At 72.4% G+C, this 13,102-nt stretch carries 12 protein-coding genes and 2 pseudogenes; 10 read left to right on the top strand and 4 right to left on the bottom strand.

Features of this window, described 5'->3' with window-relative positions; genetic code table 11:
* Positions 1-90: 90 nt before the first annotated feature.
* The 9 genes from pdxR to ACWCYO_RS26075 all read left to right on the top strand — a co-directional run bounded on the left by pdxR (position 91) and on the right by ACWCYO_RS26075 (position 8,802).
* On the top strand, positions 91-1,545 hold the full coding sequence (pdxR, locus tag ACWCYO_RS26115; RefSeq protein WP_270149843.1) for a MocR-like pyridoxine biosynthesis transcription factor PdxR: 1,455 nt from the start codon (positions 91-93) through the stop codon (positions 1,543-1,545).
* Positions 1,546-1,727: 182 nt separating this feature from the next.
* On the top strand, positions 1,728-1,856 hold the full coding sequence (locus ACWCYO_RS26110) for a hypothetical protein (protein ID WP_270149844.1): 129 nt from the start codon (positions 1,728-1,730) through the stop codon (positions 1,854-1,856).
* Between the two features lie 119 nt (positions 1,857-1,975).
* Positions 1,976-2,809, top strand: coding sequence for a DUF1963 domain-containing protein (locus tag ACWCYO_RS26105; RefSeq protein WP_270149845.1), 834 nt, complete (start codon positions 1,976-1,978; stop codon positions 2,807-2,809).
* 379 nt (positions 2,810-3,188) lie between these two features.
* A complete protein-coding gene (locus ACWCYO_RS26100) occupies positions 3,189-4,595 on the top strand; it encodes a family 2B encapsulin nanocompartment shell protein (RefSeq protein WP_449785551.1) in 1,407 nt (468 codons plus the stop codon).
* A gap of 246 nt (positions 4,596-4,841) precedes the next feature.
* Complete coding sequence (locus ACWCYO_RS26095) at positions 4,842-5,717, top strand: hypothetical protein (protein WP_449785550.1); 876 nt, start codon at positions 4,842-4,844, stop codon at positions 5,715-5,717.
* Between the two features lie 142 nt (positions 5,718-5,859).
* Positions 5,860-6,627 carry a bestrophin-like domain gene (locus ACWCYO_RS26090; RefSeq protein WP_449785549.1) on the top strand — a complete coding sequence of 256 codons (768 nt, stop codon included), beginning with the start codon at positions 5,860-5,862 and terminating at the stop codon, positions 6,625-6,627.
* 147 nt (positions 6,628-6,774) lie between these two features.
* A complete protein-coding gene (locus ACWCYO_RS26085; RefSeq protein WP_270149850.1) occupies positions 6,775-7,404 on the top strand; it encodes a class I SAM-dependent methyltransferase in 630 nt (209 codons plus the stop codon).
* Positions 7,404-8,051, top strand: a complete 648-nt coding sequence (locus tag ACWCYO_RS26080; protein ID WP_449785548.1) for a hypothetical protein — start codon at positions 7,404-7,406, stop codon at positions 8,049-8,051. Before ACWCYO_RS26085 ends, ACWCYO_RS26080 begins: the two co-directional genes overlap by 1 nt.
* A gap of 163 nt (positions 8,052-8,214) precedes the next feature.
* The gene (locus tag ACWCYO_RS26075; protein WP_270149853.1) at positions 8,215-8,802 is read left to right on the top strand and encodes a TerD family protein; all 588 of its coding nucleotides are present in this window, start codon (positions 8,215-8,217) and stop codon (positions 8,800-8,802) included.
* Between the two features lie 41 nt (positions 8,803-8,843).
* Here the strand turns inward: ACWCYO_RS26075 and ACWCYO_RS26070 are convergent.
* The 4 genes and pseudogenes from ACWCYO_RS26070 to ACWCYO_RS26055 all read right to left on the bottom strand — a co-directional run.
* Positions 8,844-9,215, bottom strand: a pseudogene (locus ACWCYO_RS26070) (ABC transporter permease); the annotation flags it as partial.
* Between the two features lie 4 nt (positions 9,216-9,219).
* A pseudogene (locus tag ACWCYO_RS26065) lies at positions 9,220-9,690 on the bottom strand (transposase); the annotation flags it as partial.
* A gap of 135 nt (positions 9,691-9,825) precedes the next feature.
* Positions 9,826-10,458 (bottom strand): MBL fold metallo-hydrolase, encoded by a 633-nt coding sequence (locus ACWCYO_RS26060; protein ID WP_270149854.1) that lies wholly within the window; start codon positions 10,456-10,458, stop codon positions 9,826-9,828.
* Between the two features lie 874 nt (positions 10,459-11,332).
* Entirely contained in the window at positions 11,333-11,953 is a 621-nt protein-coding gene (locus tag ACWCYO_RS26055) for a TetR family transcriptional regulator (RefSeq protein WP_449785547.1), read from the bottom strand.
* Positions 11,954-12,090: 137 nt separating this feature from the next.
* Here ACWCYO_RS26055 and ACWCYO_RS26050 point away from each other — a divergent pair, with 137 nt between their 5' ends.
* Positions 12,091-13,014 carry an SDR family oxidoreductase gene (locus tag ACWCYO_RS26050; RefSeq protein WP_449785546.1) on the top strand — a complete coding sequence of 308 codons (924 nt, stop codon included), beginning with the start codon at positions 12,091-12,093 and terminating at the stop codon, positions 13,012-13,014.
* Positions 13,015-13,102 lie beyond the last annotated feature (88 nt).

The raw sequence follows: 13,102 nt of genomic DNA, 5'->3' as shown, positions 1-13,102 counted from the left end.
TCGGTAAGCCGTGTGCGGGAAAACCGCACGCACGGATTGAAAGGGGACGGAGGAACCGGGCCCGGCAGGGCACCGCGCCTCCAACTACCAATGACGGAATCGCCGGGCGCGCACCCCACCGGGCCGGCCCACCCGACCGGCAACGACCTGCACCTCGACCTGCCCGCCACCGGCGGCCGCCGCTCCGCGCTGATGGCCGCACTGCGCGAGGCGATCCGCAGCGGTCGGCTGGCCCCCGGCACCCGGCTGCCGCCCTACCGGGCCCTCGCCGCCGACCTCGGCCTGGCCCGCAACACCGCCGCCGAGGCCTACGCCGAACTCGTCGCCGAAGGCTGGCTCACCGCCCGCCAGGGCTCCGGCACCACCGTCGCCGAACGCGCCGCACCCGTCCGGCCCGATCGGGCCCGCCGCCCGGCCCGCCGGCCCGGACCCGCGCACGACCTGCGCCAGGGCCAGCCCGACGCCGCCTCCTTCCCCCGCACCGCCTGGCTCGCCGCCGCCCGCCGCGCCCTCACCGCCGCGCCCAACGAGGCCTTCGGGCCCGGCGATCCACAGGGCCGGCGCGAACTGCGCACCGTCCTCGCCGACTACCTCGCCCGCGCCCGCGGAGTGCGCACCGACCCCGACCGGATCGTGGTCTGCTCCGGCTTCGCCCACGCCCTGCGACTGCTCTTCGACGGCGCCACGCCCGTCCTGCCGCCCGCCGAGCACGGGCCCCTGGCCGTCGAGGCCTACGGACTCGGCTTCCACCGCGCCCTGCTGGCCGCCACCGGAGTCACCACCACGCCGCTGCCGATCGACGAACAGGGCGCCCGTGTCGACGAGTTGCCCCAGCACCCGGACATCCGAACGGTACTGCTCACCCCCGCCCACCAGTTCCCGACCGGCGGCCCGCTGCACTCCGGGCGCCGCGCCGCCGTGGTCGACTGGGCACGCCGGCGCGGCGGCCTCCTCCTCGAGGACGACTACGACGGGGAGTTCCGCTACGACCGCCAACCGGTCGGCGCCGTCCAGGGGCTCGACCCCGACCGGGTCGTCTACCTCGGCAGCACCAGCAAGAGCCTCACCCCCGCGCTGCGCCTGGGCTGGATGGTCCTGCCGGACCACCTGGTCGACCGGGTGCTCGCGGCCAAGGGCGAACGCGAGGCCTGGGCCAGCGCGCTGGACCAGCTGACCCTCGCCGAGTTCATCGACTCCGGTGGCTACGACCGGCACCTGCGCCGGATGCGGCGCCGCTACCGGGACCGCCGGGACCAGCTGGTGGCCGCGCTGGCCGCGAACGCCCCGCACATCGAGGTGTCCGGCATCGCCGCAGGCCTGCACGCCGTGCTGCGGCTCGCCCCCGGCACCGAGCGCTCGATCCTCAAGGCCGCCGCCTACCGGGGCCTGGCCGTCGAAGGACTCGCCGACTACCGGCACCCGGCGATCGCCCCGGCGGCGATGCCCGCCGTCGACGGCCTGGTGGTCGGCTACGCCACGCCGCCCGACCACGCCTACCCGGCGGCCCTCCGGGCACTCTGCGACATCCTGCCGCCGCCGGCCTGAGGCACCCCGGGCCGTTCCGGACGCCGCGGGAGCGCGAGCGGCGAAGGACAGGCCACCGGAGGTTCCGCCGGGCCGGACCCCGGCCGGTCGGTCCCCGGCGTCCACCCGCCGCCCCCTGCGTCGGTACGGCTTCGGGCCGAGCACGGTCACCGAAGCGCTAACACCCCCTACGCTCCATGGGCATGCGCAGAACACATCCGCGCCGGGCCGTGCTCGCCGCGTGCCCGGCCCTCGCCGCCGGTCCGCTCCTGTCCGCCGCACCCGCCCAAGGCCGACAGCCCATCCCCGACACCCAGATCGCCTGCGGCTGACCCTTAATCCGGCCCCACCGTCACACCCACCCCCGTGCACCCGCCAGGTGCCGGCCACCCCCGTACCGGCACCTGACGGGGCTTCCGTGACAGTCAGAGACGAGTGACAGGATCGGGCCATGGACGCACGGATGCCGAACGACCCCGCCTGGACGCCGAACGACCCCGCCAGCCCCGTTGACGACCGGCTGCCCGGCCTGCCGATGCCGTACCGGCTCCACACCGCCCTCGTCGGCCGGGTGGGCACGGAGGGTGCCGCACGGGTCGGCGGATTGCTGCGCGCCTCCCTGGAGCTCAGCCCGGACGTCGCCGAGGACGCCGTCGGCTGGACGCCGGTCGGGCGGACCGGCGGGTCGGCCGCCCTGCCCGAGGGGATCGACTGGCCCCAAGGCGACGGGCATCCGATGGAGCTGCTCGCCCAACTCGACTGCGCGGGGATGGCGGAGGCCTTCCGGGCGGGCAACGGCGGGCGCTGGCCGCTGCCGGCCGACGGTCTGCTGCTGTTCTTCCACGACCCGATGCCCGCCGACCTCGACGGCGAGAGCTGCCGGGTGCTGCACGTCCCGGCGGGGGCGCCCGAGCGCCCGGCCCCGCCGGACCCGGACGGGGTGGAGCCGCTGGCCGGGCGGACGGTCCGGGCACGCTGGGCACTGTCGGCGCCGTCCTACCTCGACGACGAGCTGGTGGAGCTCTGCCCGGGCGACTTCCTGACCGCCATGGGCGTCTCGGACGAGTTCGGCGAGCAGCTCGGCACGCCCGGGATCAGGGTCCTCGGCTGGTGCGACAGCCACAACACCACGCGCCCGGCGGGGCACCGCCCGCTGCTGCAGGTCGAGGGGTCGGCGGCGGGCGCGTCCTGGGGCGAGTTGGTCAACGTCTCGGTCTGGATCACCGACCAGGACCTGGCGGCGGGTCGTTTCGACCGGGTGCGGCACGGGATGGAGGTCGCCTGACCGGTGTGCCGGCTTGACGGTCGGCGGTCGCTGTGGCAGCTGCCGGACCGGTCCGGGCGGGGCCCGGAAGGCCGTTGCGGGGGCGGGAATCGCGGGCGCGAACGGGTGTTCCGGTGGTGGGTGGGGCGGATGGGCGCAGATGGGGACGGATGGCGGGAGATTCACCCTATCGGGGGGTAGTCGGCCACCGTACGGGGTTGGTCGGGTTCTGGTGATCTAGGGTTCCGGATGGGCCGCCGGGTGATGCCGGTCGAGCTTCCGACAGTCGCCAACTTCCCCATCAGCAAGCGGATCTGATGATCCGTCGCGGCTAGCGCCCAGGGCGCAGCGGTACGGCCCTGACCGCGTGATCCGACCACACGAATGGAGACCCCTGCCGATGCCCGTGGACACGAGCCCGGAGACACAGCAGGACCGGCAGCAGAGCCTCGCGACGGCAGCTGCCCGCAATCTTGCCACCACGACCAAGTCCGCACCGCAGATGCAGGAGATCACCTCCCGCTGGCTGCTCAAGGTGCTCCCGTGGGTCGAGGCCCACGGTGGCGCGTACCGGGTGAACCGACGGCTCACCTACACCGTCGGCAACGGCGTGGTGGAGTTCATCAAGACCGGCTCCCAGGTCCGGGTGATCCCGGCGGAGCTGGGCGAACTCGCCCTGCTGCGCGGCTACGAGGACGAGGAGGTGCTGACCGCCCTCGCGGACCGCTGCCAGCAGCGCGACTTCGGCCCCGGTGAGGTGCTCGCCACCCAGGGCGAGGCGGCCGACCGGATCTTCCTGATCGCGCACGGCAAGATCAACAAGATCGGCACCGGCAAGTACGGCGACGAGACCGTGGTCGGCGTGGCCGGTGACGGCGACCGCTTCGGCGACGACTCGCTGCTGAACCCGGACGCCGTCTGGGAGTACACCGCGAAGACCGCCACCTCCGGTGTCGCACTCACCCTGAGCCGGGAGGACTTCGCCCGCATCCGGGACAACGCGCCGACCCTCCAGGAGCACCTGGAGTCGTTCCTCGCCCTGCCGCTGCAGGCCCAGAACGAGCGCGGCGAGGCCGAGATCGCCATGTCGGCCGGCCACCACGGCGAGTACGAACTCCCCGGCGCCTTCGTGGACTACGAGCTCAAGCCGCGTGAGTACGAGCTGAGCGTCGCGCAGACCATCCTCAAGGTCCACAGCCGCGTCGCGGACCTGTACAACCAGCCGATGAACCAGATCGAGCACCAGCTCCGGCTGACCATCGAGGCCCTGCGCGAGCGCCAGGAGCACGAGATGATCAACAACCCGGAGTTCGGCCTGCTCCACAACGCCGACTTCGACCAGCGGATCCAGACCCACTCCGGCCCGCCCACCCCGGACGACCTGGACGAGCTGCTCAACCGCCGCCGCGACCCCGACTACCTGCTGGCCCACCCGCGCACCATCGCCGCGATCGGCCGGGAGTTCAACGCCCGGGGCATCTACCCGCACCACGTCGACCTCGGCGGGCAGCAGGTGCCGGCGTGGCGCGGGGTGCCGATCCTGCCGTGCAGCAAGATCCCGATCACCAAGGAGAACACCAGCTCCATCCTGGTGATCCGTACCGGCGAGGACAACCAGGGCGTCATCGGCCTGCACCAGACCGGCCTCCCGGACGAGTACCAGCCCTCGCTCTCGGTCCGGTTCATGGGGATCGACGAGAAGGCGATCATCTCCTACCTGGTCAGCGCCTACTACTCGTGCGCGATCCTGGTGCCGGACGCGGTCGGCGTGCTCGAGAACGTCGAGATCGCGCACCGCCGCCGCTGAGCCCGGAGAGCAGCCGGCGCAGGCCGTAACCGGAGGGCGCGAAGATCGTTTCACATGACGACGGACGGCCCGCCCTCGAGGTGGGCCGTCCGCCTGACCGCGTCCGAACGCGCCTGGTCGTGCCCGATCGGTCCCGGTGCCGGCATCGGTCCGGATCCGACGGATGGCGCCCGTTCCCGTCGGCTGATCAGCCCGAGTCCGTTCCGTTCCGTCCTCCCCAGGCGACCCGAGAGGTGTGTGGAGCCCATGCCGCAGCGTCGGCGTTTCCGGCGGATACCGCAACACGGCGGGTTCGCCGCACCCGGACGGCGGGTGCGGCTGATCGGTGCGGCGGTCGGCGTGGTGGCGATGTGCGCACTGGTCGGCGGTGCCACCGCCTCGGGCGCCGAGCGCCCCGGCGGGCACCCGCACGGCTCGGCCGTGGACATCTGCGTGTGCAGCGACACCGACGTGTCGACCTCGGTGGGCCCGGGCGGGAGCGTCGACGTCGGAGTGGACGTGGACGTGGACGTCCAGGTCGACGTCACCGTCGCCCCCGACGTCGGCCGCCACCACGGAGGGCATGGAGGGCACGACGGTGACCGTGGGCACGGTGACCACGACGGTGATGGTGACCACGATGGGCACGAGGGGCATCACCACCATCACCACCCGCACCCCTGCCCGAGCCCCACCCCGACACCGACCCCGACCCCGACCCACACGCCTACTCCCACCCCGACGCCGTCGCCGAGCGCACCACCCCCCAGCCCGACCCCGCCGCCCACGCCTCCGGCGCCCTCGCCCCCGGCGCCCGCTCCCGGGCCGGCCGCGCCGCCCCCGGCGCCTCCCGCCGCGCCTGCGACCGCAGCCCCCGCACCCGCGGCCCCCACCGTGGCGGCCCCCACCGTGGCGGACCCCAGCCCCGCGGCGCCGAGTCCGGTCCGGCCGAGCCCGCTGTGGCCGACGCCCCCGGCGCACCCGGTGTTCAAGGTGCGGGCCTCCCAACCGCTGCCCGTCGCCCAGCACCACCACGGTGCCTCGACGACCACCACGATGCTGCTGATCTTCGTCCCCGGCATCCTCGCGGCGGCCGCGCTGCGCCCGGGTCGTGGCCGAGGCCGCGGCCGCTCCGGGTCCTGACGGCAACCGGCTCCGGCCGGATGGCAACCGGCTCCGGCCGACCGGGGACCTCGGGTTCCCGATGACTCCGGGGCTCGACGAGCCCGTCGAGCCCCCTACTTCCCCGTTCACGTCACAAGCCAAGCCAGAGAAGGGAGTTCCCATGTCCGAGTGGGTGGCGCTGGTCATCGCCATGGCGGCGGCCTGTGCCGTTGTGGTGGCGGTGGTGGTGCTGAGGCGCCGCGCGGGCGTCGAGGAGAACGTCGACGAGACGCCCGACGTCATCGAGTACATCACGATGATGATCGGCGTGGTCTACGCGATCGTCCTCGGTCTCGCCATCGCGGGTGTCTGGGAGGCGCGTGGTGCCGCCCAGGACGACCTGTTCCGCGAGGCGCAGTCGCTGCGGGAGGTGAGCGACCGGATGGTGGTCTACCCGGCCGAGTTCCGCGACCAGGTCCGCGCCGACATCGACGCCTACGTCACGTATGTGGTGAACGTCGAGTGGGACCACATGTCCAAGAACGGCGAGATCACCGACCAGGGCAACCAGTTGCTGGACAAGGTCCAGAACGAGGTGGCCACCCGGGCGCCGGCCTCGGACCTGGAGTCCCAGGCCTACCAGCCGATCATGGACCGGATCGGCCAGGCCTCCGACGCCCGCAACCAGCGCGGTCAGAGCGCCGGGCCGACCATGCCGGGCGTGGTCTGGTTCGGCCTGATCGGCGGGGCGGTGGTCACCATCGGGATGCTGTTCGCGCTGCAGATCAGGCGCACGCCGAGGGAGCTGATCCTGGCGGGCTGCTTCAGCGTGCTGATCGCCTTCCTGCTGTTCATGATCTGGGACTTCGACGATCCGTTCGCCCGGAGCGTCTCGGTCACCACCCAGCCCTTCGTGGACCTCTTCCCCTCGCTCAACCTCAAGAGCTGAGCCGGGACCGGTCGACGCCGTGCACCGGTGGTCCCGGACGGGGGCCACCGGTGCACGGTGTCCACCCTCTGGACGACCCCGGGCGGGGGAGGGAGGCGGGCCGGTAGGTTGAACGGGACGGAACGGGCCCGCCGAACGGAGGAGCGCATGGACAGTCAGGGCTGGGACGACCGCTACGCCGCGAGCGAACTGGTGTGGGGCGCCGCGCCCAACCGGTGGGTGGTCCGCGAACTGACCGGCAGCACCCCCGGCCGCGCCCTCGACCTGGGCGCCGGAGAGGGACGCAACGCCATCTGGCTGGCCACCCAGGGCTGGGAGGTCACCGGCCTCGACTTCTCCGCCGTTGCCCTGGAACGCGCCGAACGGCTCACCGCCGAACTGCCCGACGAGGTCGCCGACCGCCTGACCTGGCGGCACGGCGACGCCCGCACCGACGAGGACCCCGCCGCCTACGACCTCGTCCTGGTCGCCTACCTCCAGCTCCCCGCCGAGGACCGCCGGGCCGCGCTGCACCGCGCCGCCGACGCGCTCGCTCCCGGGGGCACCCTGCTGGTCATCGGGCACGACCTGACCAACCTCACCGACGGCGTCGGCGGCCCGCAGGACCCGGCCGTGCTGTTCACCCCCGAGGACGTCCTCGCCGACCTCGCCGAGTACGGCCTGCGCACCGTCCGGGCCGAACGCGTCCACCGTACGGTCGGCGAGCCCGGACACAAGGGCGGCCTGACGGGCGTCGCGGTCGACGCGCTGGTGCGACTGGAGCGGAGTGCCGAGTGATGTCCCGACCCACCCGCCGCTCGCTGCTCACCGGCCTGATGGCCGTCGCCCCGCTGGTGCTGGCCGGCTGCTCCTCGGGCCAGAAGAAGGACCGGAGCGGCCCGGCGGCCAAGGCCAGCGACCCGGGCGGCGCGGCCTTCGTGATGATCATCCGGCACGGCGAGAAGCCCGACGGCAGCCAGCCCGGCCTGGACGAGAACGGCAAGCACGACGACAAGTCCCTCACCCAGCGCGGCTGGGACCGGGCCAAGGCGCTGCCCACCCTGTTCGCCCCGCCCGCGGCTGGACTGCGCACCCCGGCCCGGATCTACGCCGCCACCGACCAGGGCCCGATGGCCGGGGCGCACCGGATGCGCCAGACCGTCACCCCGCTGGCAGCCAAGCTCGGGCTGACCGTGGACACCACCTACGCGGAGTCCCAGGAGTCCGAACTGGCCGGCGCCGCGCTCGCCGGGACGCAGCCGGTGCTGATCTGCTGGGAGCACTCCCGGATCCCGCGGATCGTCGAGGCGCTCGGCGCCGCCGGCAGCGGGGTGCCGACCAGCTGGCCGGACCGGTTCGACCTGGTCTGGGTGTTCTCCCGGCCGGCCGGCGGGGCCTGGACCTTCCAGGAGGTGCGCCAGCACCTGCTGGACGGCGACGCCTGATCCACCTGCGGCCGGCGAATCGGTCAGGGTGCGGAGCACGGCCGGAAGTGAGGCCCGGGGGACCGCTGGGTAGGGGTCCTCCGAGTCGCTGTCCGATGATCATAGGTTTTCCTGCGTGCGATAGGTTCGCGGCACGGACGGCGGCAGGAACCAGGAGGGCACGATGACCGTTTCGCTGGCCAAGGGGCAGAAGATCAGCCTGGAGAAGCCGGACGGTGGGCAGTTGAGCCTGGTCCGGATGGGCCTGGGCTGGAAGGCCGTGCAGCGCAAGGGCTTCCTGGCCAAGCTGCTGTCCGCCGGCCGGGAGATCGACCTGGACGCCTCGGCGGTGCTGTTCTCCCGGGGGAGGTCCGTCGACGTGGTCTGGTTCCAGCACCTCACCAGCGACGACGGCTCGGTCCGGCACAGTGGGGACAACCTGGTCGGCGGCGCGGGCGACGCGACCGACGACGAGTCGATCACGGTCGACCTGACCAGGGTGGGCGCCGAGGTCGACCAGATCCTGTTCACGGTCAACTCCTTCACCGGACAGACCTTCCAGGAGGTCGAGGCCGCCTTCTGTCGGCTGGTGGACGAGACCACCGGCACCGAACTGGCCCGCTACACCCTCACCGGCGGCGGCCCGTACACCGCCCAGATCATGGCCAAGGTGCAGCGCACGCCCGGCGGTTGGCAGATGGCCGCGATCGGCCAGCCGGCCAGCGGGCGCACCTTCCAGGACCTGATGCCGGAACTGCTCAAGCACCTCTGACCCGCGTCCCGGCGGCCGTGCCCGGGCCCGGCGCCGCGACACTACTCGACGTCCCGGCGCCGGAACCCGGCCAGGGCCAGCGCGATCAGCGCCGCCGCGACCAGGGTCAGCACGGCGAGCGGCGTCCAGTCCATCCGGGCCGCCGGGATCCGGGGCACCTGGCCGAACGGCGAGAACCGGTCCAGGCCCGCGGGGAACTTCAGCAGCGGGCCCAGGTAGCCGATCACGAACGCGTACCCCGGGACGATCCCGGCCAACGGCATCGCCCTGGGCAGCCAGCCGTAGACGGCGGCGGCGAAACCCACCGTCACCCACAGGGCCGGCGCGAAGGCCAGCGCCGCGCCGGTCAGCCGCAGGAACACGCCCCCGTCACCGGTGGACAGCGCACCCGACAGGCCGAAGCCCACGCCGGACGCAGCTCATCGCCTTGTGTTTGGAGGCGTTGGCTTCGAGCTTGGTGCCGTCCAGGGCGACGCGGCCCATCTTGACCATGCCGAGCCTCATGGCGAGGTGCAGGGATTGAGTGAACAGGTCCGCGAGCGCGTGAAGGTGGCGGCGGCGGAACCGGGCGATCGAGCGGAAGTCCGGGGCCTGGCCGGCGGCCAGGCCCCGGAACGCGACGTCGTCGACGCACCTGCGCTCGATCACCCGGGAGGAGCGGACGCCGGTGGTGTAGCCGTAGATCAGCAGGCGCACCATCAGCCTCGGATTGTAGGGCGGGTAGCCGCTTTTCTCGGTGTAGTCAGCGAGAACCGGACCCAGGTCCAGCACCTCGTCGACCAGGTCCGCGACGAACCGGGCGAGGTGGCCCTCCGGCAGCCAGTCGTCCAGCGACGGTGGCAACAGCAGGACCTGATGCGGGTCGAATGCCCGGAAGGTCTTGTCCACCGCCGCAGGACGGCGCTGCGGCCGCTTCGCCTCGACCGGCTCGACCTCGAACAGCCCATCCTCACCACGCATACCGGGATCATCCCGCACGAAAGATCACGAGACACGGGGGTTGGCGGTTGTTGAGACACGCTCCTAGCGGATTGCCACGGACTCCCCGACCGGGATGCGCGCGTACTCGGTGCCGCCCTTGAAGTCCAACCAGCCGTCGAAGTACTCCTGGCCGAGCTCGTTGAGCGTGGCGTCGTGGATCGGGAACGCCCGCTTCGGCCGCACCGCCCGCACGAAGTCCAGCGCCTCGGAGAGCTTGAGCCAGGGCGCGGCAGCCGGTACGAGCAGCGTCTCCACCGGCGACGGCGGGACGAACAGCGAGTCGCCCGGGTGGTAGACCATGCCGTCGACGACGAAACCGACGTTGGCACAGCCGGGCAGGCCGTCGTAGATCTCGGCGTGTGCCCCGCCCACGACGTCGACGGCGAACCCGGCCGCCGTGAACCGCTGCCCCGCCTCGACGGCGACCGCCGTGCCGCCCAGCTCGGGGGCCGACTCGATCGCTGCCGACGGCAGGTACACCCGGAACGCGGAGTTGCGCTGACTCGCCGCCACGAGCTTGGCGATGTCGAGGTGGTCGGGGTGCTCGTGCGTCACCAGCACCTCGTCGACCCCGTCGAGCGCGTCGGCCTCCGAGAACGTCCCCGGGTCGATCACCAGCACCCGGTCGTCGGCCTCCAGGCGCACACAGGCGTGGCCATATTTGATCAAATTCATGTGCCCACTATGGCAGGGGCGGTCGAGGGCAGGGCCCTGTTCGATCAGGCTGTTCCACAGCGTGACAACCAGCTCGAACGGCCCGTCCCCATCACGCATATCGGGATCTCCCGCATGAATGATCACAAGGCGCGCGCGGGTTGCCGGTTACTGAGACACGCTCCTAGCCAGGCGGCGGGCTGTCGGCGGACCGCGACGGCCGAGGCCCTGCAAGCCTCCAGCACCGCGCCGGAGCGGCCGTCGGCGGCCCGGGTGTGATTGCGAGTGCCACGTGGAGTGGACGGTCGATGAGGACATCGTCTGGGGGCGGAACGCCAAGTCGGCTGCCGGTCCCGGGCCCGAGATCCGCACCGGCGGACACTGTGTCGTCAGCCGCCTCTCGCGGGCCCTGGGCAGAGTGGTCAGGAACGCTTCGATGTCGCGGACCTCGACCAGGGCCCAGTCACTCTTGCCCCGGGAGGCAGTGAGGAAGAAGGCCAGGTCGCGCATGGTGGCGAGGGCGGTTTCCAGGGTGTGGTGGCTGCAGGGCGGGTTGCCGGCACGGCGGGCCCGGTCCTGGGCTCTCATTCGTGAGGCGTCGAACACGGCGACGGCGGGCCGAAGGGGCTCGGGGGCGGCGGCGATGCGCCGTTGGCGGCGGCCGGCGGCGAGACGCTCGGCCTGGTCGGTAGGCAGGGCAAGATCGCCGGGCTCACTGAACCGTCGGTGGGCCGGACCCGATCCGGCCCACCGGGGACGGCGTCAGCCGACCGGACAGCCACGGCTGCGACGCATCGGACATGGCGCGGCTGCAGCGCCTCCCGGAGCCGTGACCAACTGCCTCAAGCGGTGAACAGAGCCACCGCGGGCCGCTCGGTCAGGGTGCCGACCGCACTCATGCCGGTCCCCGCTGGCCCGTGAAGGTCACGTCGCCGGTCGCGGCGACAGGTTCGGCAGGTGCAGTGAGATGCCTGGCGGTGGCTAGGGTTTCCCGAACCCAGTGGGCGAGGGTGTGCCGGTCGGGGTCGTTGACCCAGCGCTCGAAGGCGACCTTGAACACGGCAATCCCGATTTCGGCCGCGAGCGCTGCGGCGGTGGTCTCCAGACCGCGTTCGCGCAGCGCCTGGGCGAGTGTGGAGACCAGCGCGGCGAGTTTGGCCAGTTCGCGTTCCTGGAGTTCGGGGTTGGCGGCGATGACGACCTGGCGTTGCCGTGCCAGGTCTCCGCGTTCCTCGAGGACGGGGGCGGCTTGGGCCAGGGCGTGGGCGATCACCTCCAGCGGCGGGAGCGGGACGGGGGCGGTGGCGGCGGCGCCCGCGAGGATGTCGGCGAGGGGGTTGTCGCCCGGGAAGAGGACTTCCCGTTTGTCGGCGAAGTGCCGGTAGAAGGTCCGCTCGGTGAGTCCTGCGCGGGCTGCGATCTCCGTGACGGTGGTGGCGTCGAAACCCTTGCGGTTGTAGAGCTCCAGCGCCGCCTTCTCCAGGCGGCCTCGTGCGTCGGGTTTCCATCGGCTCATTCTCCGATCCTACCCAACGACGACAGAAGCTGACATCAGAACGATGACAGTGACTGTCATGGGTGCTACGGTGATGTCACAGACTGACATCAGGTGCCCCGCCCAAGGTGGGAGCCCGCGGCAGGAAGGCGCACACCATGCGTGTATTCGTCACCGGAGCCTCCGGACACCTCGGCTCCGCCGTCGTCCCCGAACTCCTCGAAGCGGGGCACCAGGTCGTCGGCCTGGCCCGCTCGGACAAGTCCGCCGCCGCGTTGACGGCTGCCGGTGCCGAGGTGCACCGAGGCGACCTCGACGATCTCGACGGCCTCGCCGCGGCCGCCGCCGCGGCCGACGGCGTCATCCACCTGGCCTTCAAGCACGACGCCATGTTCGCCGGCGACTTCGACAGCGCGGTCGCAGCGGATCTGCGCGCCATCCGGACGCTCGGGGACGCGCTCGCCGGCACCGGCAAGCCCTTGGTGACCACGTCGGGAACAATGCTGCTCGCCTTCGCGGGGCTGGAAGGCGCCGCCACCGAAGCCGAGGCACTCGACGCAGGGCCGCGGATCGACGCCGAGAACGCAGCGGTCGCACTCGCGGAACGCGGCATCCGCTCGTCCGTCATCCGGCTTGCGCCGACCGTGCACAGCACGCTCGACCACAACGGCTTCATCCCGACCCTGATCTCCATCGCCCGGGCTAACGGCGTCGCCGCCTACATCGGCGACGGGGCCAACCGCTGGCCCGCCGTGCACACGCTCGACGCGGCACACCTGTACCGGCTGGCGCTGGAATCCGCGCCGCCCGGGTCACGGCTGCACGCCGTCGACGACCAGGGGATCCCCTTCCGGGAGATCGCCGAGGCCATCGGCCGCCAGATGAACCTGCCCGTGGTCAGCATCCCGTCGACGCAGGCCGACGCCCACTTCGGCTTCCTCGGCGCCCCCGCCATAGCCGACAACCCGTCCTCGAGCGCGCTGACCCGCGACCTCCTCGGCTGGAAGCCCGTCCAGCCCGGCCTCATCGACGACCTCGGCCAGGGCCACTACTTCGACGTCCCGGCGACCACCCCACGCTGAGCCCGCTCCGTCTCATCTCCCGCGCAGTTCTCGCGCGCCGTCGCGGAGGCGCGGCGAAAGGATCCTCACGCCCCATCACACTCACAAA

Source organism: Kitasatospora sp. NPDC001683 (assembly GCF_053596495.1).
This window is presented reverse-complemented; position numbering and strand designations above follow the sequence as displayed.

Bases quoted from the DNA above. Each gene is read 5' to 3' on its own strand.
- ACWCYO_RS26110 (WP_270149844.1), top strand. From the start codon at position 1,728: ATGCGCAGAACACATCCGCGCCGGGCCGTGCTCGCCGCGTGCCCGGCC.
- ACWCYO_RS26080 (WP_449785548.1), top strand. From the start codon at position 7,404: ATGTCCCGACCCACCCGCCGCTCGCTGCTCACCGGCCTGATGGCCGTC.
- ACWCYO_RS26095 (WP_449785550.1), top strand. From the start codon at position 4,842: ATGCCGCAGCGTCGGCGTTTCCGGCGGATACCGCAACACGGCGGGTTC.
- ACWCYO_RS26050 (WP_449785546.1), top strand. From the start codon at position 12,091: ATGCGTGTATTCGTCACCGGAGCCTCCGGACACCTCGGCTCCGCCGTC.
- ACWCYO_RS26060 (WP_270149854.1), bottom strand. From the start codon at position 10,458: ATGAATTTGATCAAATATGGCCACGCCTGTGTGCGCCTGGAGGCCGAC.
- pdxR (WP_270149843.1), top strand. From the start codon at position 91: ATGACGGAATCGCCGGGCGCGCACCCCACCGGGCCGGCCCACCCGACC.
- ACWCYO_RS26075 (WP_270149853.1), top strand. From the start codon at position 8,215: ATGACCGTTTCGCTGGCCAAGGGGCAGAAGATCAGCCTGGAGAAGCCG.
- ACWCYO_RS26100 (WP_449785551.1), top strand. From the start codon at position 3,189: ATGCCCGTGGACACGAGCCCGGAGACACAGCAGGACCGGCAGCAGAGC.
- ACWCYO_RS26105 (WP_270149845.1), top strand. From the start codon at position 1,976: ATGGACGCACGGATGCCGAACGACCCCGCCTGGACGCCGAACGACCCC.
- ACWCYO_RS26055 (WP_449785547.1), bottom strand. From the start codon at position 11,953: ATGAGCCGATGGAAACCCGACGCACGAGGCCGCCTGGAGAAGGCGGCG.
- ACWCYO_RS26085 (WP_270149850.1), top strand. From the start codon at position 6,775: ATGGACAGTCAGGGCTGGGACGACCGCTACGCCGCGAGCGAACTGGTG.
- ACWCYO_RS26090 (WP_449785549.1), top strand. From the start codon at position 5,860: ATGTCCGAGTGGGTGGCGCTGGTCATCGCCATGGCGGCGGCCTGTGCC.